Genomic DNA, 23,214 nt, shown 5'->3' with positions numbered 1-23,214 from the left:
GTAGGGCCGGCCACCGGCCGGCCCTTGACCATGGGAGGGTCCGCACTCGTGATCGTGATATCGCCGGCGCTCCTGCCCGGCTCCCCCGGCTTCGACGGTTCGGGCATCGACGGTGGTCTCTACACGGAGATCACCCGGGACGCGCGGCACGCGCCGTGGTTGCTCAACGATACGGTCTCCACGTGGTCGGCATTCGGACTGGCGCTGTTCGCCGCGCTGATGCTGACCGCCTGGTGGCTCGCCCGGCGCTCGGACTCCCCGATGATGGCCCGGGCGTTGGCCACTCCCCTGGTGGTGGCGATGGCGTACGGAGTGGACATGGTCGTGAGGGTGGCGGTGCGGGAGGAGCGGCCCTGCCGTTCGATACCGCGGAGCTTCACCCTGGAGTCGTGCCCGGCTCCCGGTGACTGGTCCTTCCCCAGTGGCCACGCGGTGATCGCCTTCGCGACGGCCGCCGCGCTGTGGCTGGTCGAGCGCCGGCTCGGGGCGGTCGCGGCGCTGGCGGCGGCGGCCATGGGCGCCTCGCAGGTGTGGATCGGCGCCCACTACCCGCACGACGTGGCCGCCGGCGCGCTGACGGGCGTGGCGCTCGCGGCGCCCCTGACCGTACTGGCGACCCGGGGGGCGCCCTGGGTGGCGCGGGCCCGCAAGGGCCGGTTGCGGCCGCTGCTGGTGACGGCCGCGTGAGCCGCCGCCGGGCCGTGCCCGTGGCGGCGGTGGTCGCGGCCCTGTCCCTGATCGCGCTGGCCGTCCTGACGGGCCTGGTGTTGGCCGGGGGCGGCGCGCCGTTCGCGGTGGACACGGCGGTGCGGGACATGACCTTGGAGCATCGCGCGGGTCTCGGCCCGGCGGCGAAGGCCCTGACCGCGACGGGCACGGGCGTGGTCCCGTATCTGCTGGCCGGTGTGGCGGGTTGGCTCGCGTCGGGGCGGGCGCTGGGCGTCGTGGCGGCGGAGGCGGTGCTGGGCGCGGGCCAGTTGGCGCGGATCGGGCTGCGCGTCGCCGTGGACCGGCCGCGCCCGCCGGCCGACGGCTGGCTGAGCGCGGCCCACGGGGCGTCCTTCCCCTCGGGCCACGCCACGACCAGCGCGCTGGCGGGCGGGCTGCTCGCCTGGGCGCTGCTGCGCCGGTGCCCGGGCGGGCCCGGCCGGGCGGCGGCGGGCTGCGCGCTGCTGTGGGCGGTGGGGGTCGCGCTCACCCGGGTCGTGCTGGGCGTCCACTGGGCGTCCGACCTCGTGGGCGGCTGGCTGCTGGCCACGGGCTGGCTGGCGCTGACCCTGCCGGCCCTGGCCCGCTTCCTGGAGCGGCCGGCGCGCCCCGTCCGGCCATGGCGGCGGCGCAACCCCCGGATCGGGTGACCCGCCACGGCGGAGTGAATCACCGGCGGGACCGGCGCCTCCTCACCGCCGCTTGACGCATGCTCGAACTTCCGGACGAGAAAGCGCCCTTGGGGGGCCGTGACGGCCCCCTCGCGGGCGCCGTCTTCCGAGCATTCGTCCGGTCCGGCGTCAACGAGGAGGCTCTGTGCGTCATAGCCCGCCCCGCCACCCCCGCCCCCAAGAGGCCTCGTCGTCCGAGCGGTTGCTGTTCGGCGGGCCGCTCCGGCACGACCAGGGCTGGAACAAGCACGAGAACGTCCATCTGGAGTTGTCCCTGTGGTCGATGGCGCTGCGGCTGCCGCGCCTCGTCGGCACCACGATCCGGCTGGCCTCGCGGGCCGATCGCGGCGCGCTGCGCACGGTGGCGGCGGCGGAGCTCGGGCAGGGGGTCAGCCAGGCCGTCGGCCTGATCGCGATCAACCACGTCCTGGCCGCGGTGCTGGCCGCCGGCCCGACCGGGCAGCGGCTGACGGCGGCCCTGCCCGCCCTGCTGGTCGTCGCCGTCACGGGCGTGGTGGGCGCGCTGGCGACGTCGGCGTCCACCTCGGGCACGGGCCGGCTGGAGCCCAAGGTCGAGCGGGTGGCCACGGAGATGTATCTGGAGCGGGTCATCCACGTCGAGCTGGCGGCCATCGAGGACGAGGAGTTCCACCGCCTGCTGGACTCCGCGCAGTACGGGGCGTCGGCGGCCCGCCGCATGATCAAGTACTGCTCGGGGGTCGTCGGGGCGCTGGTCGCGTTCGTCGCGGCCGCCGGGGTGCTGACCGTGCTCCACCCGGTGCTGCTGCCGCTGCTGGCCCTGACGACCGTGCCCCGCGCGTGGGCCTCGTTGCGCATCGCCCGGGCCCGCTACTCCTCGTTCCACCACTGGGTGCAGCACGCGCGGGCGGGGCGGCTGCTGAGCGGGCTGCTGATCCAGACGGAGCCCGCGCCGGAGGTGCGGGTGCACGGCGTCGGCCCGTTCCTCCTGCGGCACTTCCGCAGCATGTCGGAGAGTTCGGAGGCCGAGCAGACCCGGCTCGCGCGCGAGGCCGCGCGCGTCCGGCTGGTCGCCTCGGCGCTGACGGGGACGGCCATCCTCGCCACCTATGCCGCGCTGGGCGGGCTGCTGCTGACCGGGGTGATGCAGCTGTCCGTCGCGGGCACCGCCGTGCTGGCCACGCGCAGCGGCTCGGCGAGCCTGGCCTCCTTGATCCTCCAGGTCAACAGCCTCTACGAGGAGGCGTGTTACGTGCAGGACCTGGAGCGGCTGTGCCAGGAGGCGGCCGAGCGGGCGATCCCGGAGGGCGGGGAGCCCGTGCCGGACAATCCCAAGGAGATCCGGTTCGAGGACGTCACGTTCGGCTACCCGGGCACCGCCGCGCGGCGGCCCGCGCTGGACGGCGTCAGCCTGACGATCCCCCAGGGGAAGATCGTGGCGCTGGTCGGGGAGAACGGCTCGGGCAAGAGCACCCTGGTGAAGCTGCTGGCCGGGCTCTACCGCCCGGACTCGGGGCGGATCCTCTGGGACGGCCGGGACATGGCGGGCCTCGACCGGGCCGGGGTGTTCGCGCGCTTCGCGATGGTCAGCCAGGACTTCCACCGGTGGCCGTTCACCTGCCGGATGAACGTCGCGATCGGGCGCACCGACCACGCCGTGTCCCAGGAGCGGCTGGAGACGGCGGCCCGGTACGCGGGCGCCGACGAGGTGGTGGAGCAGCTGCCGCGCGGCTGGGACACGCTGCTCGCGCGGGGCTACGAGGGCGGGCACCAGCTCTCCGGCGGGCAGTGGCAGCGGCTGGGGATCGCCCGGGCCCGCTACCGGGAGGGGCGGATCCTCATCGTCGACGAGCCCACCTCGGCCCTGGACGCCCGGGCGGAGCTCCAGGTCTTCGAGCAGATCCGGCGGCTCGCGGACGGCGGCCAGACGGTGCTGCTGATCACCCACCGGCTGGCCTCGGTGCGGCACGCCGACGTCATCCACGTCCTGGAGCACGGCAGGCTCCGGGAGAGCGGCACCTTCGAGGAGCTGATGGGCCCGTCCTCGGCGGGCGTCTTCCGCGATCTGTACGAGCTCCAGCGCGGGCAGTTCGCCGAGGACGGTCCGGCGGTGCCCGGCGCCCGAGGCCCGGACGGCATCGCGCGGCGGGCTCCGCGCTGATCCGCGCGCGGGAGGGCGTCCGACCGGGTGCCCGGGGGGTGCCCTCCCGCCCATCCGGGGAGCGCTCCCCGGTTACTGCTACAGTCGGCCGGGTAAACGGGGAACACACCCCACTTTCACTCCGGCCGTCTCCGGACAACGGAAGGGACTCCACCATGTCCACACCCGTTCTCATGGATTACTCCGACCCCGGCGCGGACCTCGCCGCCGACCGCACCGCCGCCTACGCGCGCCTGCGCGAGCTGGGCCCCGTCCACCGGATGCGCACCCCCGACGGCAAGGAGTCCTGGCTGATCGTCGGGTACGACGAGGCCCGCACCGCCCTGGCCGATCCCCGCTTCAGCAACGACCTGCGCAATTCGCCCGACTGGACGGGCGACGGCGGCGTCCCCATCGGCACGAACATGCTCCAGACCGACCCGCCGGACCACACCCGGCTGCGCAGGCTCGTCGCCAAGGAGTTCACCGCCCGCCGCGTCGAGGCCCTGCGGCCCCGGATCCAGGAGATCACCGACCGGCTGCTCGACGGCCTGCCGGCCACCGGCCGCGCCGATCTCGTCGAGTCCTTCGCGCTGCCCCTCCCCCTGACCGTCATCTGCGAACTGCTCGGCGTCCCCGCGGCCGACCGGGCGGACTTCCGCGCCTGGTCGAACGAGATGGTCCAGCTCACCGACATGGCGGCCGCGGCCGCCGCGGCGCAGGCCATGACGGAGTACCTCCACGGCCTCATCGAGGCGAAGCGCCGCTCCCCCGAGGACGACCTGCTCAGCGCCCTGGCGGCGGCCGCCGACGACGGCGACCGCCTCTCCCCCGCCGAACTGCTGGGCATGGCCTTCGTGCTGCTGGTCGCGGGTCACGAGACCACCGTCAACCTGATATCGAGCGCCGTGTACTCCCTGCTGAACCACCCGGCGCAGCTCGCCGAGCTGCGGGCCGACTGGTCGCTGCTGGACGGCGCGATCGAGGAGACCCTGCGTCACCTGGCGCCCGTGGAGCGGGCCTCCTACCGGTTCACCACCGAGCCCGTGGAGATCGGCGGCGTCACCCTGCCCGCCCGCGAGCCCGTCATCGTGATCCTCTCCGCGGCCGGCCGGGACGGCGGCCGCTTCACCGACCCCGACCGCTTCGACATCCACCGGGACGCGCGCGGCCACCTGGCCTTCGGCCACGGGCTCCACCACTGCCTCGGCGCCCCGCTCGCCCGGCTGGAGGCGGCCGTCGCCCTCCGGAGCCTCCTGGAGCGCTGCCCCCGCCTGGCCTTCGACACCGACCGGCCCGAGACGCTGGACTGGCGGCCGAGCCTGGCCCTGCGCGGTCTGGCCGCGCTGCCGGTGCGCTACTAGCCCGCGCGCCCGTCAGCAGTCCAGGGGGTAGGGGACCTTCTCGGTGACGGGGCCGTTGTTGCGGCAGACCTGGTAGCCCTGGGCCTGGAGGTCGCTGACGATGTCGGGCAGGGCGTCGGGGAAGTTGCTGAACAGGTGGCCGAGGACGACGCCGTTGCGCTTCTCCTCCGGTGTGGCGTCGCGGACGCTCGCGCGGATGTCGTCCACGCTGCGCGCGTGGCCCTGGGTCTTCTCCCAGTCGTGGGTGTCGATGGTCCAGTTGCAGATCCGGAAGCCGAGCTCGGCCGCCAGCTCCCGCTCGCGCTCCCCCGCGTCGCCGTACGGCGGCCGCAGGAGGTTGCCGACCACACCGTTGTGGATCTCGTCGTGCAGCTCGTCGTCGTCCAGGCTCGGCAGATGGCGGTGGGTGTAGGAGTGGTTGCCCACCCAGTGGCCCTGTTGCCGGAGCTGCCGGGTGATCTGCGGGTACTGCGCGGCGAACTTGCCGATCAGGAAGAACGCCGCGCGGATGCCCTGCGCCTTCAGCTGGGCGCCGATGCGCACCGACCGCTCGGGGTCGTTGTAGGGCCAGTCGTCCAGCGTCAGCAGGACCCGCCCGGAGGTGTTGCCGCAGCGCTCGCGGTCGTAGACGCCCTCGGGGGCGGGCGGGGCTGCGGGCCGGTCCCGGTGGCCGCTGTCGCCGTCGCGGGCCACCCCGTCGCCGGTGTCGCCGGGGCCGCCCTTGCCCGCCGGGGCGCCCCCCGCGCGGTGGTCGTGACACCAGGCCGGCAGATCGCCGCGGCCGCCCTTGGCGCCCGCCGGCAGCGGTACGCAGTCCTCCTGGTCCTCGTCCACGGCGTGCACGGCGAAGGCCGAGCACGTCACCAGCGCGGAGACCGCGGCGGCCGTCTTCAGCGGAGCCCGCCGGCGCCGCCGGTGGCGCCCACGACCACGCCGGAAGACCTCACCGTATCCGGACATGCTGACTCCTCACGGATGACGGTCCGCCGGCAGACGCGACCCGTCACCTCACCCCGGCATCGACACCGGTTCGATGATCTTGACACCAACCCTCGGGCCGGACGCGCACTCTCGCAACCGCGGCGGCCGGGACGGTTGGGCCGCCCGAGTGGTGGCACCCGGGCCGCCGCGCCGTGCCCGGGCGTCAGCCGCGGGCGGCGGTGATATACGCCAGGCCATGGGCCCCGGCCTCGCCCTTGCTGCCCACGTCCAGGGTGGCGAGCACCTTCGGGGCGGTCAGATCGACCACCGTCACCGTGCTGGACATGACCCCCGAGACATAGCCCGTCCTGCCGTCCGGCGAAGAGGTGACGGTCAGCGGGAAGACCCCGACCTCCACCTGGCCCACGACCTCCAGCGACCCCGGCGCGAAGACGGTCAGCACACCGTTGGTCTGCGCGCCGAGCCTGCCCCCCTCGCCCCGGGCCATCCGCAGCTCGCCGGCGAGCACGGCCCCGGTGACCGTCGTGTGCACCGGGAAGACGACGCCCTCGGTGGGCAGGGTCCGGACGATCCGGCCCGAGGCGGTCTCGATCACCCGGACGCCCGGGTCGGCGGCGGGCCCGGCCCCCGAGAAGTCGCCCTTGGGGGCGGCCACGTAGACGTGCGCGCCGTCCGGCGAGACGGCCAGGCCCTCGCTCCCGGGCACCTCGATCCGCCCGGCGAACTCGCCGCGCTCCAGGTCGAGCACGGAGACGAAGGGCGCCTCCTTGTTGGTGGTGTAGCCCCGGCGGCCGTCCGGGGTGATCTCGACCCAGTGGGGGCCGCCGGCCATCACCGGGATCCTGTCGCGCCGCTCACGGGTCGCCGTGTCGTAGACGATCACGCCGCCCGGCTCGGTGTCGGTGGCCTCCACGCTGACGTAGAGCAGGCCGCGCGCCCGGTCGAGAGCGAGGCCGTGGGGCGCGTGGTCGGGGGCGGTGTCGAGGACGTCGACGACGGCGTGGGTGTCGGCGTCGATGACGGTGATCTGCCGGGCCCGGCCCTCGTTCATACCGTAGTAGCCGTGGACGTAGCTGCTCGCGCAGTACAGCACCCGGCGGTCCGGGTCGAAGCACAGCTCGTGCGGTTCCGCGGGCACGTCGACGACGTCCAGCCGCTCATGGGTGACGGCGTCGAAGAAGGTGATGAAGGACCCGGTCTGGCTGACGACCGCCAGCTGGTCACGGGTGGCGAAGGAGACGTCGGAAGAAGCGGTGTTCCGCTCAGGGGAGTTCATGTCTCGATCCTCACCCCGGAACGGGTCGTGACTCCAGTGCAAGGTTGTCAACCGAGGGTTGCGCCGGACGCACTTGACGTCCCGTCACACCCCCGTCTCACAGCGCGGCCAGCCACCGGGCGTCCAGGACGCCCTCCGCCGCGACGCCCGCCGGGCCCGTGAGGAGCGTGACGGCGGACGCGTCGAGCGCCACCGTCAGCGGCCCCGTGACGTTCTCGACGACCGTGGTCTCCCGGCGGCCGGCGGCGTGCTGGACGGCCGCGGCCGCCGCGCACGCGGCGGCGCCGCCCGGACGGATCTCCCCGACCCCGGGCCGGTAGGCGCGCACGCGCAGACTGCCGCGCGGCAGCACGTTGACGAAGACCATGTCGGCGGACGGCACGAGCACGCCGACGGCCTTCGGGAAGGCGGCGGTGTCCGGCCGCGGCTCCTCGCCGAAGTCCAGGTACGACACGGGGGTGTCGATGACGCACACCAGGTGCAGGGCGCCCAGGGACACGAGCGTGCCGGGGAAGGACTGCCCGTCCGCCGTCACGCCCGCCGTGCCGAGGACGCGCGGGGTGGGCATCTCCACGGTCGTCCGGCCCTTGGCGTCGACGGTGACGCGCTGATCACCCAGGCGGGTGCCGATCCACAGCGCCCCGGGCCCGGCGAGCCCGGCGACCGTCAGATAGCGGGCGACGAACCCGGCGCCGGGGCCGCAGGCCAGGGAGTGCGAGCCGTCGGCGTCCCGGCAGTCCACGAACCACTCGCCGCGCGAACGGGCCGAGCCCTTGCCGGGGTCGGCGGCCGTCAGGCGCAGCAGGCAGTCCCCGCCGAGCCCGGTGCGCGGGTGACACAGTCCCCGGACCGCGTCCTCGGACAGCGCGACCTGATTGCCGGGGTCGAGCAGGAGGAGGAAGCCGTCACCGCCGCAGTGGCCCTTCACATAGCGGGGCCCGGGCTCGACTGTGGGCCGGTGCGCGGTCATCGACCACCTTCCCGGGGGAGGTCCGGGCCCTCCGGCCCCTGGCTACTGCGGCATCGTGCGGCAGTCGCGGCACGGCCCGCAACGCCTTCGCGGGTCTTCTCCGGCGGACTGCCGGGCGACTGCCGGTGGACCGCCGCCGGACCGTGCGGGGCGCGCGGGGGCGGTGCGCCGACGGCCCGGCCCATAGCGGACGTCGGCGAGCGAAGGGGGCATCTTGACCGCTGGGGTGAGCGTCCTACGCTGGAGTGGGCCGGCGACGAGGAGACCCGTAGGCCGGTCGCGGTCGGCCATGCGCCGGCGGGGAAGGGGCCCGAGGGGGAATGACGTTGACGGACGGTGGCCAGGGGCTCGCGTTCGGCCCGCTGCTGCGCCGCTACCGGCTCTCGGCGGGCATGACCCAGCAGGAGCTGGCCGGGGCGTCCACGCTGAGCGTGCGGGCCATCGGCGATCTGGAGCGCGGCAGGACGGGCCGCCCCCAGCGGAAGTCCGTGGAACTCCTGGCGGGGGCGCTGGCCCAGGGGGACGAGGCCGCGCGGCGGCTCGTGGAGGCGGCGAGGGCCGCGCGGCTCGCGCCGGAGCCCGACGGCGCGCCGGAGGAGCGGCCCGACGGCGACGCGGCGACGCACGCCGCGCGGACGGACGGAGGCCGGGGGCCTGGGACGCGCGCCCCCGGCGCACCCGTCTGCGAACTGCCTCCGGACATCCCCGATTTCACGGCCAGGCGGCGCGAACTGCTGGGGATCGAGGGGGCGCTGGCGCCCGAGGGGGTCCGGTGCGGGCAGCGGCTGACGCTCGTCGCCGGGCATCCGGGCGCGGGCAAGACGGCGCTGGCGGTGCGCGCCGCGCACCGGCTGCGCTCCCGGTTCCCGGACGGCCAGCTCTTCGTCCAGCTCTCCCCCGCCGGGCACCCCGCCCTCGGCCCGGACGACGTGGTGCGCCACCTGCTGCGCTCCCTGGGCGACCCGGCGGGCGGGGCGGGCCCGGCGGAGGAGGCGGGCGCGCGGTTGCGCGCCGCGCTGGCCCGCAAGCGGGTGCTGATCGTCCTCGACGACGCGGTCGCGGAGGGGCAGGTGCGCTGCGCCTGCCCGGGGGTGGGCGGTTCGGCGGTGCTCGCGACGTGCCGGCGCCGGCTCTCCGCGCTGCCGGGCGCCGGGCGTGTCGACGTGGGGGCGTTCGACACGGAGGAGTCGCTGGCCTTCCTGGCACGGATGGTGGGCGAGGAGCGGGTGCGCCGGGAGCGCGCGGAGGCGGCGCTGGTGGCGGAGTTGTGCGGCCGGATCCCGCTGGCCCTGCGCGTGGTGGGCTGCCGGCTGCTGGCGCGGCCGCACTGGACGATGCGGACGCTCGTCGACGAGGTCCTCCACGATCCGCGCACCCGGCTGCGGGAGCTGAGCTCGGGCGACCTCACGGTGCGCGCCGCCGTCGCGGCGGCGTTCGGGGTGCTGGACGACCAGACGCGGTGGGCCCTGCGCCGGCTGGCGGCGGCCCGGGCGCCGGGGTTCGGCCTGCGGGGCGCGGCGACGCTGCTGGGGTGCGGGACCGCGCGGACCCACCGGATCCTCGGCGACCTGCTGGACGGCCATCTGCTGGAGGCCCACGACGGGCGGCGGGCGGCGGAGCCGTCGTATGTCGTCCCGCCGGTGATACGGCTGTTCGCGCTGGAGGGGGCGGAGGCGGCCGCCACCGGGACCGTGCCGCTCGTCCGGAGCGGGCCGGCGCGGTCGTAGCCGTTCCGGGGCGGGGCGGGACCGGGCGGTCAGCGGGTGGTGTAGCCGCCGTTGATGAAGAGGGTCTGCCCGTTGAGCCACCAGCCGTCGGTGAGCAGGAACTTCACATACGGCACGATGTCCTCGATCTTCGTCAGCTCGCCGTTCATGGCGGAGGACTTGTGGTACGCGATGGAGTCCTCGGTCTCGGCGGGGTAGAAGAACCCGGTGTCCATGGGCCCGGGGGCGATGTTGTTGACGGAGATGTTGCGCCCGAACAGTTCCTTGGACAGGGCGCGGGTGAAGTGCTCGACGGGGGCCTTGCTGCCCGCGTAGACGGAGTACAGGCCGGTGTAGGCGGCGAGCAGCGAGGTCACGATGGTGACGATCTTCCCGCCGTCCTCCACCCGTTTCGCGGCCTCCTGCATCATGAAGAACGCCGCCTTGGAGTTCACCGCGAACATCTTGTCGTACTCGTCCTCGGTGACCTCGGTCAGCGGCTTCTTGAGGACCATGCCGGCGGTGTTCACCACGCAGTCGACCTTGTCGAAGGCGCCGACGGCCACCTCGAACAGCCCCTCGACCTCGCTGACCCGGGTCAGGTCGGCCTCGTGCACGATCGCCTCGCCGCCCGCCGCCTTCACGGCCTCGGCGGTCTGCTGGGCGCCCTCCTTGGAGGACGGGCTGTTGAAGTGGACGACGACCTTCGCGCCGTCCGCGGCGACCTCCCTGGCGATGAGGCCGCCGAGGTTCTTCGACGCTCCCCCGATGACGACGACCTTGTCCTTGAGCGTACGGCTGGGCATGCGGCCCTCCTCGGCGGGGGCTGACGACAAAGCATGACCACTTTATGGCGGTACATACCGCTTCGCATGCCGGTGTCCGGCGGTACGAGCCCGGAGCTTCCGGACGACGAAGGGCATTAGGCTAGCCTTACCTTATGACTTTGGCGCACGTGGACACCGAGGCGAAACCCGCCGCCGACCAGGCAGTTCCCAGACCGTCCCACGGCCGTCGGCGACTGGCGGCCATCGCCGTCGGACTGTTGTTCGCCGTCCTCGTGCTCGCCGCCCTCTCCCTGTCCGTCGGCGCGGGCGAGGTCGGCCCGGGTGGCGTCCTGGACTACCTCCTCGGCCGGCACGGCGCGCGCGACAACGCGCGCCTCTCCCTGGTCGTGGGCGACCTGCGGATCCCCCGCACCCTCACCGCGCTCCTCGTCGGCGCCGCCCTCGGCACCTCCGGCAGCCTCCTCCAGGCCGTCACCCGCAACCCCCTCGCCGAGACGGGCCTGCTCGGCGTGAACGCCGGCGCCTCGCTCGGCGTCGTGGCCGGCATCGCCTTCCTCGGGGTGCAGAGCGGCCTCGGCCACCTGCTGTGGGCGTTCGGCGGCGCCATCGCCGCCAGCGCGCTGGTCCTGCTCATCGCGGGGCGGCGCGGCGGCGGTTCACCGATGCGGCTGGTCCTGGCCGGCTCCGCGCTGGGCGCCACCTTCGGCGGGCTCACCAGCGTCATCGTCGTCAACTCGGCCGAGACCTACGACCGCTTCCGCTTCTGGGTCCTCGGCTCGCTCGCGGGCGTCGAGGGCTTCGGCAAGCTCACCGGTCTGCTGCCGGTCCTCGCCGTCGGCTTCGTGATCGCCCTGCTCGTCGCCCGCCCGCTGTCCGCCCTGGCGCTCGGCGACGACCTCGCCAAGGGGCTCGGCCACCGGCCCTCCACCATCCGGGTGATCGTCGCGGTGGCCGTCACCCTGCTCACCGCCTCCGCCGTGGCGCTCGTCGGCCCCATCTCCTTCCTCGGCCTCCTCGCGGGCTTCCTCGCCCGCACCCTCACCGGGCCCCGGCTCACCGCCCAGATCGCCTTCGCCGGGCTCATCGGCGCGGGCGTCCTCACCGGCGCCGACGTCCTGGCCCGGGTGGTCTCCCGGCCCTTCGAGGCGCCGGTCTCCGTCATCGTCGCCCTCATCGGCGCCCCCGTCCTCATCGGCATCGTCCGCTCCCGGCGGCTGGGGGCGATGGGCATGACCGACCCCGCCGCACAGGAGGCCGCGCCGCCGCCCAAGCGGCGGTTCGCGGCCCTGCGGCCGACGCGCCGCGACGAGCGGGAGGACAGCCTCGTCCTGCGCGGCGGCGCGCTCTCCGTACTGCTGCCGCGCCGGGCCGCGCTCGCCGCGCTCGCCCTGGCGGCGCTCCTCGTCGCCGCCGTCGTCCTGTCCGCGTACGCGGGCCAGAGCGAGATGGGCCTGGCCCGGACGTTCAACGCCGTCCTCGGCTCGGGCGACCGCTTCGACGTGCTCCTCGTCCAGAAGTTCCGGCTCGGCCGGATCGTCGCCGGGCTCACCGCGGGCGCCGCCCTGGGCCTGGCCGGCTGCCTCACCCAGACCCTCGCCCGCAACCGCCTCGCCACCCCCGAACTCCTGGGCGTCAACGACGGCGCGACGGCGGCCGTCCTCATCTCCACCACCCTCACCGGCACCTTCGGCGCCTGGTGGGCCGGCCCCCTCGGCGCGCTGGTGGCCGTCCTCGTCGTCACCACCGTCTCCGGCGGCCTCGGGCAGCGCGGCTACCGCGTCCTGGTGGTGGGCCTGGCCATGTCCGCCCTCGCCTCCGCCGTCACCCAGGTCGTCCTCACCCGCCGCTCGCTGAACTCGGCGAGCTCCCTGTACGTCTGGACCTCCGGCAGCCTCAACGGGCGCGGCTACTCGGTGGCCACCCCCGTCCTCATCGGCCTGGCCGTCCTCGTACCGCTCGCCCTCGTCGTCGCCCGGCAGCTCAACGTGCTGCGCTTCGACGACTCCACGGCGTCGTCCTTGGGCGTGGCCCCGGCCCGGGTGCGGCTGTTCTGCCTGCTGCTGGCCGTGGCCCTGGCCGGGCTGGCGGTGGGCATCTGCGGTCCGGTCGGCTTCGTGGCGCTCGCCTCACCGGTGATCGCGGGACGGCTGGCGGGGCCGGTGCGGGTGCCGGTGGTGGGGTCGATGCTGACGGGAGCCACGCTCATCGTCGCCGCCGACACGATCGGGCGGATCGTCTTCGACGGGGTCGAGGTGCCGGTGGGCATCGTCACGACCGTTCTCGGCGGACCGTTCCTGCTGTGGGTGCTGCTGGGGCGGTCGGCGGCGGCGCGGGTGTAGGCCTCCGGCGGTTCTTGCCCCAGTCCCGCCTCTTCCCGTAACCGGGGCTCCGCCCCGGGACCCCGGCCCTCAAACGCCGGACGGGCTGAATCCAGCCCCGCCGGCGTTTGAGGCGCGGGGTCTGGGGCGGAGCCCCAGGAAACGGTGAAAGGGCGGGACCGGGGCCTCCTCCTCCCCCCGGCAACCTGCCACCGAAAGGAAGACACGTGGAAACGCAGAGCCCGATACTGCGCGAGCTGGCCGACGACCCCGGCACCGCCGAGGCGTTCTGGAAACGCGTCACAGCCACCGGCACCCCGCTCGTCGAACCGGACCCCGCCGGGGATCCGGCCTGGCGCCTCGTGACCTTCCTCTGGCGCGACGACTCGGCCTCCCATGTCCTCGCCCTGCTCCACACCGTCACGGACAAGGACCGCCACGCCCACGACCTGACCCCGCACCTCATGACCAACGTGCCCGGCACCGACGTGTGGGCCATCAGCCACCGGCTGCGGGCCGATCACCGGGCGTCGTACCAGTTCTCCGTGCACCGCGGCACCCGCGAGGACGCCCTGCGCACCGACCGGCGCAGCTGGCTGCGGGTGCTGGACGAGGCGCTGCCCGACCCGCTCGCCGCCGGGCCCTCGCTCGCGGCCCGTGACGGCCGCAACCCGTCCTCCGTCATGGAACTCCCCGACGCGCCGGCGCAGCCCTGGGCCGCCCCCCGCGACGCCACAGCGCGCGGCACGCGCATCGCGGCGGAAATCGACGGGCGGCGCGTCGGCGTGCACCTCCCCGCCGGGCACGCGGCGGGCGACGGACCGTACTCCGTCGCCGTGCTGCTGGACGGCGAGATGTGGGGCCCGGTGCTGGACTTCGGGGCGACGCTGGACAACCTCCACCACGACGGCCGGATCCCGCCGACCGTGACCCTAATGGTGGAGACCATGGGCCGCGACCGGCGGATGGCCGACCTCAGCTGCAGCGAGGAGTTCGTCGACTGGCTGGCGGACACGCTGCTGCCCTGGGCGGCGCGCGAGTACGGCGTGACGGACGACCCGGCCCGCACCGTCGTGGCGGGGCAGAGCGCGGGCGGCCTCACGGCAGCGTTCGCCGCCTTCCGCAGGCCGGCACGGTTCGGGAACGCGCTGTCGCAGTCGGGCTCCTTCTGGTGGCCGGACGGGACCGAGTTCGACGGCGGCAGCGAGTGGCTGACCCGCCAGTTCGCGACGTGCGAAAAGCTGCCCGTCCGTTTCCATCTGGAGGTGGGCCTCCAGGAGTGGATGCTCCTGCCGCAGAACCGCCACCTGCGCAACGTGCTCGAAGCGCGCGGCTACGACGTGGACTACCGCGAGTTCAACGGCGGCCACGACTACGCCTGCTGGCGCGGCGGGCTCGCCGACGGGCTCGTGGGGTTGCTGGGAAGCTGAACATGGGAAAGCCCCCACGCGTCGCGCGTGGGGGCTTTCGTCGTCACACTGCCACCGGCTCCGGCTCGTCGTCGAAGGGCGGCGGCGACGGCGCCTCCCTCGGCATCCGCAGCGCGCCCAGCGTGCCGAGGGCGACGAGGCCGGCGGTGACCGCGATGGCGGCCCGGTACGGGGCCGGGTCCGTCTCGTGCGTACCGGAGCCGCCCCACGCGGAGATCACTGCGGCGACGGCGGCGATGCCGAGCGCGCCGCCCAGCGTCCGCACGATGGTGAAGAGCGCCATCGCCTGACCCATGGCCGGCGGCGGTACGTCCGCGAACCCGGCGATCTGGACGGTCAGTACGGCCGTCCCCAGCACCAGGCCCACGCAGAACATCAGCGCCCGTACGGCCCACGCGTTCTCGGCCACGCCCGGCACGGCCAGCGCGCCGAAGACGGCCGTGGCCAGGACCAGGGCGGGCACGGCGAGCCACCGGGGCCCGAGCCGGGGCAGCAGCCGGTCGGCGATCTGGGAGGCCAGCATCAGGCCGAGCGCCTCCGGGAAGACACTCAGCCCGGCGTCCAGGGCCGAGGCGCCGAGCGCCGCCTGGTAGAGCAGCGGGAACGCGAAGAGCACGCCCATCAGCCCGGCCGAGGTGACCAGCGCGAGGACCGTGGCGGACGCGAACACCTTGTCGGCGAGCAGCCGCACTTCCAGCAGGGGCGTGCGCGCCCTCAGCAGGTGGACACAGCCCCAGGCCAGCAGGACGAGCCCGAGCGTGCCGGAGACCAGGACGGAGGGCGTGGTCCAGCCGTGCGCGGGGCCGAAGCCCAGCGCGTAGGTGAGCAGGCCCAGCGCCGGGGTGGCCAGCAGGAACCCCGTCAGGTCGAAGGGGCCCTCGGTGCCCTCCACGTGCTCCCGGACGCCGAACAGCCCGAGCAGCACGGCCGCCGCGCCGATCGGCACGTTCACGAAGAACAGCCAGTGCCAGGACAGGTGCTCGGTCAGGAAGCCGCCGAGCGGCGGGCCGAGCGCCGGCATCAGCGCGGTCGGCACGATGAGCACCTTGGACAGCTTCATCCGCTCGTGCGGCGGGAAGGCCCGGAAGAGCAGGGTCATGCCGACGGGCGTCAACAGCCCGCCCGCGACGCCCTGGACGACGCGCGCGAGGACCAGCGTCGGCAGGTCCTGGGCGAGGCCGCAGACGGCGGAGGCCGCCGTGAAGACGGCGAGGGCGCTCAGGAAGACCTTCTTGGTGCCGAAGCGGTCGCCGAGCCAGCCCGCGACGGGCAGGGCGACGGCGAGCGCGACGAGGAAGGCCACCTCGACGGTGTTGGCGGCCGACACCGGTTCGCCGAAGTCCCGGGCGATGGTGAGCAGCGCCGGGTTGACGATGGTGGAGTCGAGCCCGTTCATGCACATCGCCGCCGTGTAGACAACCACGACGGCGATGCGCGGGGAGAGGCCCCTCACCGGGCGGAGACCGGGGTCAGGTCGGTCCAGTTCTCGGTGATCCAGTCGGTGGCCGACTGCCGGGCGCAGGGCCCGTGGACGGTCGTCCAGCCCTCGGGCACGGCGGCGAAGCCCGGCCAGAGGCTGTGCTGCCCTTCGGCGTTGACGAGGACCAGGAACTCCCCGTCGCCGTCGAAGGGGTTGGCGGGTGCGTCGCTCATGGGGTCAGTTCTCCAGTTTCCGCAGTCGGTCGGCGATGACGCTCGCGATGTGCGCGATCGGTTCGGGCAGGGTCATGTCCTTGTGCGAGCAGGCGACGTTCGTGTTGTCGATCCGCCCGGTCACATAGGGGGTCCAGGTGTCGGGGGTGAGGGTGTCGTCGATGGTGTCGACGGTGGCCCGGAAGAAGAGCACGTCGCCCTTGAAGACGCGGTGATCGAAGGCGCGCACCAGGTGGTTGGTGTTGAGGTAGGTGCGGTTGAGGGCGTCGAAGGTGGCGTCGTCGAGGCTGGCCAGCGGGGAGCCCTCGCGGCGCAGCACCTCGATGACGTTCGCCAGCTCCAGGGGTCTGCCCGCCAGGCTGTCCGGGCCGTGGCCGCCCATGGTGAGCAGCGCCTCCAGGGCCTCGGCCTGGTCGGGTACGGGCAGCTCGCGGAAGCCCTCGGCGGGGTAGGCGTCGAGGATGGCGAGCAGCTCGACCTCGGCGCCGAGGTCCTGGAGCCGGGTGGCCATGGCCTGGGCGATGATGCCGCCGGTGGACCAGCCCATCAGCCGGTACGGGCCGTCGGGCTGGACCTCGCGGAGCCGGTCGACGTAGTGGGCGGCGAGCTCCTCCAGGGTGGCGGGCAGGGGTTCGGCGGCCGTGGCGGGGCCGACGCCCTGGGCCTGGAGGCCGTAGATCGGCACGTCGGCGGGGAGGTGGCGGATGAGTCCGGCGTAGCACCAGCTGAGGCCGCCGGCGGGGTGGACGCAGTGGAGCGGCGCCTTGTCGCCGTCCTTGGCGGGGCGCAGGGGGAGCAGTACGTCCAGGGCGTCGGTGGTCGCCGCCTGTGCGTCGAGGGCGGTGGCCAGCGCGGCCGGGGTCGGGGCCTGGAAGACCGTGCCGATGCCGGTGTCCGCGCCGAGGGCCTCCTTGACGCGTCCGGCGAGGCGCACGGCGAGCAGCGAATGGCCGCCCAGGTCGAAGAAGTTGTCGTCCACGCCGACGCGGGGCAGGCCCAGGACGTCGGCGAAGATCGCGCAGAGCTGTTCCTCGCGGGGGCCGCGCGGGGCGCGTCCCTCGGTGACGGCGGCGGCGAGGTCGGGGGCCGGGAGGGCCTTGCGGTCGAGCTTGCCGTTGGCGGTCAGCGGCAGCCGGTCCAGCAGGACGACGGCGGAGGGGACCATGTGGCCGGGGAGTTCGCCCCGGGTGTGCTCGCGGAGGAGGGCCGGGGTGGTGTCGTGGGCCGGGACGGCGTAGGCGACGAGGCGCTTGTCGCCGGGGGTGTCCTCGCGGACGACGACGGCCGCGTCGGCGACGTCGGGGTGGTCGGCGAGGACGGCCTCGATCTCGCCGAGCTCGATGCGGAAGCCGCGGATCTTCACCTGGTGGTCGGCGCGGCCGAAGTACTCGAGGGTGCCGTCGGGACGGCGGCGGGCGAGGTCGCCGGAGCGGTACATCCGGCTGCCGGACTCGCCGAAGAGGTGGGCGAAGGGGTCGGCGACGAATCGTTCCGCCGTGAGGGCGTGCCGGCCGAGGTAGCCGCGGGCCAGGCCCTCGCCCGCGACGTACATCTCGCCGGTGACGCCGGGCGGCACGGGCGTCAGGTACGGGTCGAGGACGTAGACGCGCAGGTCGGGGATGTTGACGCCGATGGTGCTGGAGGTGCCGGCGGCGGCGCTCGCCCGGTCGAGGGCGATGTACGAGACGTGGACGGTGGTCTCGGTGATGCCGTACATGTTGACGAGCGTCGGCGCGTCGGCCCCCTTTTCACCTGCGGCGGTCCGGTCGTACCAGTCGTCGAGGCGGCCGAGTTCGAGGGCCTCGCCGCCGAAGACGACGTAGCGCAGGGCGAGATCGTGTCCCGGGTTCTCCTTGTCGGCGGCCATGAGCTGGTAGAAGGCGGACGGCGTCTGGTTGAGGACGGTCACGCCCTCGTCGGCGAGGAGGCCGAGGAAGGCCGCCGGGTCGCGGCTGACGAGGTGGGGGACGACGACGAGCCGGCCGCCGTACAGCAGCGCGCCCCACATCTCCCACACCGAGAAGTCGAAGGCGTAGGAGTGGAAGAGGGTCCACACGTCGTTCTCGTCGAAGCCGAACCAGTGGTCGGTGGCGGAGAATAGCCGGGTGACGTTGTGGTGGGTGACGGGCACGCCCTTGGGGCGGCCGGTGGAACCCGAGGTGTAGATGACGTAGGCGGCGTCGCCGGGGCGCTGGGCCCGGGTGCGGTCCGCGTCGGTGAGGTCGTCGGCCGCGTACGCGTCGGCTTCGGTGCCGTCGACGAGGACGACCGGCAGGTCGTGCGCCGGGATCCGGGCGACGGTCGCGGTGTCGGTGACGACGGCGGCGGGGGCGGCGTCGGCGAGCATGTAGGCGAGCCGGTCGGCCGGGTAGTCCGGGTCCATGGGGAGGTAGGCGGCGCCGCACTTGGCGACGGCCAGCAGGCCGGTGACGAGTTCGAGCGAGCGCGGCAGGGCGAGGGCGACGATGGCGCCGGGGCCGATGCCGCGTCCGGCGAGGAGCCGGGCCAGGCGGTTGGCGCGGGCGGACAGCTCGGCGTGGGTGAGGGACGCGCCGTCGCACGTCACGGCCGTGCGGTCGGGGTGGCGGCGGGCGGCGTCCTCGTACAGCTCGACGAGGGTGCGGCGCTCGCGGGCGGCGGGCGCCTCCGGGGCGGCGTTCCACTCGACGAGGGAGCGGTGGAGCTCCGCCCTGTCGAGGAGCGGGAGGCGGCCGACGGGGGTGTCGGGGTCGGTCGCGGCGGCGGTGAGGAGCCTGGTGAGGTGGGTGGAGAGACGTTCCGCCGTGGTGGTGTCGAAGAGGTCGGTGCGGAACTCCAGGAAGCCGGATATCCCGCCGCCGGGCCGCTCGCCGGCGTTGAGGGTGAGGTCGAACTTCGCGGTGCCGGTGGGCACGGCGGTCATCCGCGCGGCGAGGTCCGGGCCCATGGCGAACGCGGTGTCGGGCATCGACTGCCAGGCGAGCATGACCTGGAAGAGGGGGTGCCGGGCCAGTGAGCGGGGCGGGTTGAGCTCCTCGACGAGCCGGTCGAAGGGCAGGCCGGCGTGCTCGTGGGCGGCCAGGGTGGTGGTGCGGACGCGCTCCAGGAGGGCGCGGAAGGTGGGGTCGCCGGAGGTGTCGGTGCGCAGGACGAGGGTGTTGACGAAGAAGCCGACGAGCTCGGCGGTGGTGTCGTCGTCGCGTCCGGCGACGGGGGTGCCCAGCGGGATGTCGGTGCCGCAGCCGTAGCGGGTGAGCAGGGCGGCGAGGGCGGCCTGGACGGCCATGAAGACGCTGGTGCCGCTCGCGCGGGTGAGCGCGGCGAGCGCGGCGTGGGCCTCGGGGCCGAGCTCGAAGGGGACGGTGTCGCCCGCGGTGGAGGCGATGGCGGGGCGCGGCCGGTCGGTGGGGAGTTCGAGCTGGTCGGGCAGGCCGGCGAGGGCCGTCTTCCAGTGGTCGAGCATGCGGACGGCGGCGGGGGTGGGCGCGTCGGCGGTGCCGAGGAGGCGCTGCTGCCAGGCCGTGTGGTCGGTGTACTGGACGGTCAGGGGGGCCGCGCCGGGGGCCCGGCCGGCCGCGCGGGCGGTGTAGGCGGCGGCGAGGTCGCGGGCGAGGGGGGTGGTGGAGGCGCCGTCGCCGGCGATGTGGTGGAGCAGGAGCAGCAGGGTGTGCCGGTCGCCGCCGTCGGTGAAGAGGGTGACGCGCAGCGGGAGTTCTTCCGCCAGGTCGAAGGAGTGGCGCACGGCCTCGGTGAGGTCGGCGTCGAGCGGGGCGACGTGGAGCTCGGGGCGGGCCCGCTCGGGGGTGAGGATCAGTTGGTGGGGCTCGTTGTCGAGGGCCGGGTAGATCGTGCGCAGCGTCTCGTGGCGCTCGGCGAGGTCGGCGAGGGCGAGGCGCAGCGCGTCCTGGTCGACGGGGCCGGTGAGGTCGAGCAGCAGCGGGATGTTGTAGGTGGGGCTGGGGCCTTCGAGGCGGTACATGAACCACAGCCGCTTCTGGGCCGGGGAGAGCGGCATCCGGTCGGTGCGCGGTACGGGTACGAGCGCCGGCCGGTCGGGGTCGGTGTCGCGGTCGCGGACGAGGGCGGCAAGGGCGGCGGGGGTGGGGTTGCGGAAGACGTCGGCGAGGCCGATGGTGTCGTCGCCGAGGGCGTCGCGGACACGGGCGGCGATCCGGCCGGCGAGCAGCGAGTGGCCGCCGAGGGCGAAGAAGTCGGCGTCGGGGGACGGGGGTTCGGGCAGGCCCAGGACGTCCTGGAAGAGACCGGCGACGATCTCCTCCTGGGGGGTGCGGGGGGCGCGGTGGCCGGTGGTGGTGGGCTCGGGGTCGGGCAGGGCCGCCACGTCGAGCTTGTCGTTGGCGGTGCGGGGCAGGGCGTCCAGGATCAGGATCGCGGGGGGCACCATGTGGTCGGGCAGCCGCTCGGCGAGGTGGGCGCGGAGCTCCTCGGGGTCGGGCGCGGCGCCCTCGGTGGGCACGGCGTAGCCGAGGAGGCGCTTGCCGGTGGGGGTGTCGCGGGCGATCACGGCGGCGCGGTCCACGGCGGGGTGACCGGCCAGGACGCTCTGGATCTCGCCGAGTTCGACGCGGAAGCCGCGGATCTTGATCTGGCCGTCGGCGCGGCCGAGGAATTCCAGGGTGCCGTCGGGGCGGCGGCGCACCAGGTCGCCGGTGCGGTACATCCGGGCGCCGGGCTCGCCGTGGAGGGCGCCGAAGGGGTCGGCGGTGAAGCGTTCGGCGGTGAGGTCGGGGCGGCCGAGGTAGCCGGCGGCGAGGCAGGCGCCGGCGAGGTACAGCTCGCCGGTGACGCCGACGGGGGCCGGGCGCAGGGAGTTGTCGAGGACGTAGGCGCGCGAGCCGCGCACGGGCCGGCCGACGGGGGTGCCGTCGTCGTCGGCCAGCCAGTAGTAGGCGTCGACGGTGGTCTCGGTGGGGCCGTAGAGGTTGATGGGGCTCAGGCCCTCGGTGGCGGCGAGGCGGCGCCACAGCGGGTCGGGCACGGTCTCGCCGCCGACGACGACGAGGGCGGGGTGGTGGCGGCCCTCGTCCAGCAGGCCCTCGGCGATGAGTGCCTCGACGTAGGAGGGGGTGGCGTCGAGGTAGTCGACGCGGTGCTGGTGGACGTAGGCGGTGAGGGTGGCGGGGTCGCGGTAGGCGGTGTCGTCCAGGAGGTGGAGCTCGTGGCCGTGGACCATCCAGATGACCGGGTCCCAGGAGGCGTCGAAGGCGAAGGAGGCGCTGTGCGCGATCCGCAGCCGGTCCCGTCCGGTGCGTATCCGGGCGGGGGCGATGTGGTCGGTGCCGTGCCCGGCGTGGAGGTTGGCGAGGGAGGCGTGGGTGACGAGGACGCCCTTGGGGCGGCCGGTGGAGCCCGAGGTGTGGATGACGTAGGCGGGCTGGTGGAGCGCGGGGGCGGCGGGTGCCGTGGTGGGCCGGGCGGCGATCCGGGCGCGGGTGGCCTCGTCGTCGAGGAGGAGGACGGGGACGGTGTGCTCGGGCAGTCCGCGCACGGCGTCGGCGGTGCCGACGATCCGGGCGGGGCGGGTGTCGTCGAGGACGGCGGTGAGGCGCTGCGCGGGGTGGCCGAGGTCGAGGGGCTGGCAGACGCCGCCCGCCTTGAGGACGGCGAAGAGGGCGACGACGGTGTCGGCGCTGCGGGGCAGGGCCAGGGCCACGGCGACGCCGGGGCGGACGCCCGCGTCGGCCAGTTCGTGGGCCAGGCGGTTGGCGGCCGCGTCGAGTTCGGCGAAGGTGAGGGCGGTGGCACCGCTGCGGACGGCGATCGCGTCGGGGGTGCGGGCGGCCTGGGCGGCGAACAGCTCGGGCAGGGTGCGGTCCACGGGCGGCTCGGCGCGGCCGGCGGTGGCCCGGTGGATCTCGTCGGCGTCGAGGAGGTCGATGGTGCCGACGGGCCGCTGGGCGTCCTCCAGCAGCAGGTCGGCGAGGGCGTCGAGGTAGCGGCGCAGTCCGCGCTCGTGCGCGACGAGGGAGTCGGCGTCGTAGCGCGCGGGGTTGGCGTCCAGGCCGAGGCGCAGGGTGCCGTCGGGGCCCGGGGTGACGCCGACGGCCAGGTCGTCGACGGGGCCCGCGGCGAGGTTGCGCACCACGCCGGGCAGACCGGCGAAGTCCAGGTCCTCGTTCTCGAAGGGCTTGATGTTGATCATCGCCCCGAACAGCGGCTGTTGGGGGGAGGTGAGCCCGAGGTCGCGGCGGAGGTCCTCCTGGCGGTAGCGCTGGTGACGGTTGGCGGCCCGCATCTCCAGGACGACGCGGCGGAGGAATCCGGCGCCGGTGTCCTGGGGGCGGACGGCGACGCGCAGCGGCATGACGTTGACCATCATGGCGGGGGTGCGCAGGGCGGTGCTGTTGGTGCGGCTCTTCAGCGGCAGGCCGAGCACGATGTCCTCGGCGCCGGTGACGCGGTGGAGGTAGCCGGCGGTGGCGGCGACGAGCAGTTCGGCCCAGGTGGCCTTCACCGTGCCGGCGGCGGCCGTCAGCCGGGCGAGGGAGCCGGCGGGGAGTTCGGCGGTGTGGCGCAGGACGGTACCGGCGGGGGCGGCGGGGCGGTCGGAGAGCGAGACGGGCTCGGGCCGGTCGGCGAGGCGCTCGCGCCAGTGGGCGCGGTCGGCGGCGTGGCGTTCGCCCGCCAGGTAGGCGGCCTCGTCGTCGAGGAGTTCGCGCAGCGTGCCGAAGGGGTTGGAAGTGGGCTCCGCGCCGGTGGCCAGCGCCGTGTAGACCTCGGCGAGGCGGCGGCCGATGAGGTTCAGGGCGTAGGCGTCGACGGCGAAGTGGTGGACGCGCTGGTACCACCAGTAGCGCTCGTCGGCGAGGCGGATGAGGGCGTGGGTGACGAGGGGGCCCTCGGTGAGGTCGACGGGGCGGGCGAGGTCGGCGGCGGTCCAGGCCGTCGCCTCGGCCTCGGGGTCGGCGGCGGTGCGCAGGTCGAGCCGGTGGAGGGCGGGCGCGGGGGCGGCGAGGCGCTGGGCGGGGGTGGTGCCGTCCCCGGCGGTGGCCAGCAGGGCGAGAGTCTCGGCCTCGGCGGTGGTCCGCTTCAGGGCGCGCTCGAAGAGCTCCTCGTCCAGGGGTCCGGTGATCTCCACCCGGTCGCCGGTGTTGAGAACCGGGTTCGCGGGGTCGAGAGCCTGGGCGTAGAGGATTCCTGACTGCGCGGCGAGGAGCGGCAGTTCGGCGGAGTTCTCGTCCTGGTGGTGACGCATCGCGTGGGGACTCCCGGTTTCTGGCGAACGTTCCTGGTCGCACCGGTAACCCCCGGTGCGTCAGCTTAGGTAAG

The 23,214-nt window shown here is 74.6% G+C and carries 14 protein-coding genes; 7 read left to right on the top strand and 7 right to left on the bottom strand.

Features of this window, described 5'->3' with window-relative positions:
• The first annotated feature begins 48 nt into the window (after window positions 1-48).
• The 4 genes from ACX9I7_RS12600 (at window position 49) to ACX9I7_RS12585 (ending at window position 4,862) form a co-directional block, all read left to right on the top strand.
• On the top strand, window positions 49-687 hold the full coding sequence (locus ACX9I7_RS12600) for a phosphatase PAP2 family protein (RefSeq protein ID WP_387568307.1): 639 nt from the start codon (window positions 49-51) through the stop codon (window positions 685-687).
• Entirely contained in the window at window positions 684-1,358 is a 675-nt protein-coding gene (locus tag ACX9I7_RS12595; RefSeq protein WP_459387357.1) for a phosphatase PAP2 family protein, read from the top strand. Before ACX9I7_RS12600 ends, ACX9I7_RS12595 begins: the two co-directional genes overlap by 4 nt.
• Window positions 1,359-1,524: 166 nt before the next feature.
• On the top strand, window positions 1,525-3,519 hold the full coding sequence (locus ACX9I7_RS12590) for an ABC transporter ATP-binding protein (protein WP_459387356.1): 1,995 nt from the start codon (window positions 1,525-1,527) through the stop codon (window positions 3,517-3,519).
• 155 nt (window positions 3,520-3,674) lie between these two features.
• Window positions 3,675-4,862 carry a cytochrome P450 family protein gene (locus ACX9I7_RS12585; protein WP_459387355.1) on the top strand — a complete coding sequence of 396 codons (1,188 nt, stop codon included), beginning with the start codon at window positions 3,675-3,677 and terminating at the stop codon, window positions 4,860-4,862.
• Window positions 4,863-4,874: 12 nt separating this feature from the next.
• On the opposite strand, the gene ACX9I7_RS12580 is transcribed toward ACX9I7_RS12585, so the two are convergent.
• The 3 genes from ACX9I7_RS12580 to ACX9I7_RS12570 form a co-directional block, all read right to left on the bottom strand.
• Window positions 4,875-5,822, bottom strand: a complete 948-nt coding sequence (locus ACX9I7_RS12580; RefSeq protein WP_387568296.1) for a polysaccharide deacetylase family protein — start codon at window positions 5,820-5,822, stop codon at window positions 4,875-4,877.
• A 184-nt stretch (window positions 5,823-6,006) separates the two neighbouring features.
• A complete protein-coding gene (locus tag ACX9I7_RS12575) occupies window positions 6,007-7,080 on the bottom strand; it encodes a YncE family protein (protein ID WP_387568294.1) in 1,074 nt (357 codons plus the stop codon).
• A 97-nt stretch (window positions 7,081-7,177) separates the two neighbouring features.
• On the bottom strand, window positions 7,178-8,050 hold the full coding sequence (locus tag ACX9I7_RS12570; RefSeq protein ID WP_459387354.1) for a diaminopimelate epimerase: 873 nt from the start codon (window positions 8,048-8,050) through the stop codon (window positions 7,178-7,180).
• A 320-nt stretch (window positions 8,051-8,370) separates the two neighbouring features.
• On the opposite strand from ACX9I7_RS12570, the gene ACX9I7_RS12565 reads away from it, so the two are divergent.
• Window positions 8,371-9,777 carry an NB-ARC domain-containing protein gene (locus ACX9I7_RS12565; protein WP_459387353.1) on the top strand — a complete coding sequence of 469 codons (1,407 nt, stop codon included), beginning with the start codon at window positions 8,371-8,373 and terminating at the stop codon, window positions 9,775-9,777.
• 29 nt (window positions 9,778-9,806) lie between these two features.
• On the opposite strand, the gene ACX9I7_RS12560 is transcribed toward ACX9I7_RS12565, so the two are convergent.
• The gene (locus ACX9I7_RS12560) at window positions 9,807-10,562 is read right to left on the bottom strand and encodes an SDR family oxidoreductase (protein ID WP_387568286.1); all 756 of its coding nucleotides are present in this window, start codon (window positions 10,560-10,562) and stop codon (window positions 9,807-9,809) included.
• A gap of 140 nt (window positions 10,563-10,702) precedes the next feature.
• On the opposite strand from ACX9I7_RS12560, the gene fhuB reads away from it, so the two are divergent.
• Both fhuB and fes read left to right on the top strand, forming a co-directional pair.
• Window positions 10,703-12,883: a Fe(3+)-hydroxamate ABC transporter permease FhuB gene (gene fhuB / locus ACX9I7_RS12555; RefSeq protein WP_387568410.1), complete on the top strand. Its 2,181-nt coding sequence runs from the start codon at window positions 10,703-10,705 to the stop codon at window positions 12,881-12,883.
• Between the two features lie 206 nt (window positions 12,884-13,089).
• Window positions 13,090-14,292, top strand: a complete 1,203-nt coding sequence (gene fes / locus ACX9I7_RS12550) for an enterochelin esterase (protein ID WP_459387352.1) — start codon at window positions 13,090-13,092, stop codon at window positions 14,290-14,292.
• Between the two features lie 43 nt (window positions 14,293-14,335).
• Here fes and ACX9I7_RS12545 read toward each other — a convergent pair whose 3' ends face one another.
• From ACX9I7_RS12545 to ACX9I7_RS12535, 3 genes are read right to left on the bottom strand one after another with little or no spacing between them, the layout of a single operon-like run.
• Window positions 14,336-15,715: a DHA2 family efflux MFS transporter permease subunit gene (locus tag ACX9I7_RS12545; protein WP_459387351.1), complete on the bottom strand. Its 1,380-nt coding sequence runs from the start codon at window positions 15,713-15,715 to the stop codon at window positions 14,336-14,338.
• A gap of 26 nt (window positions 15,716-15,741) precedes the next feature.
• Window positions 15,742-15,945: an MbtH family protein gene (locus ACX9I7_RS12540; protein WP_311612435.1), complete on the bottom strand. Its 204-nt coding sequence runs from the start codon at window positions 15,943-15,945 to the stop codon at window positions 15,742-15,744.
• Window positions 15,946-15,949: 4 nt separating this feature from the next.
• Window positions 15,950-23,140, bottom strand: coding sequence for an amino acid adenylation domain-containing protein (locus ACX9I7_RS12535; RefSeq protein WP_459387350.1), 7,191 nt, complete (start codon window positions 23,138-23,140; stop codon window positions 15,950-15,952).
• Between the last annotated feature and the right edge of the window lie 74 nt (window positions 23,141-23,214).

This window comes from Streptomyces sp. L500 (assembly GCF_054551825.1).
This window is presented reverse-complemented; position numbering and strand designations above follow the sequence as displayed.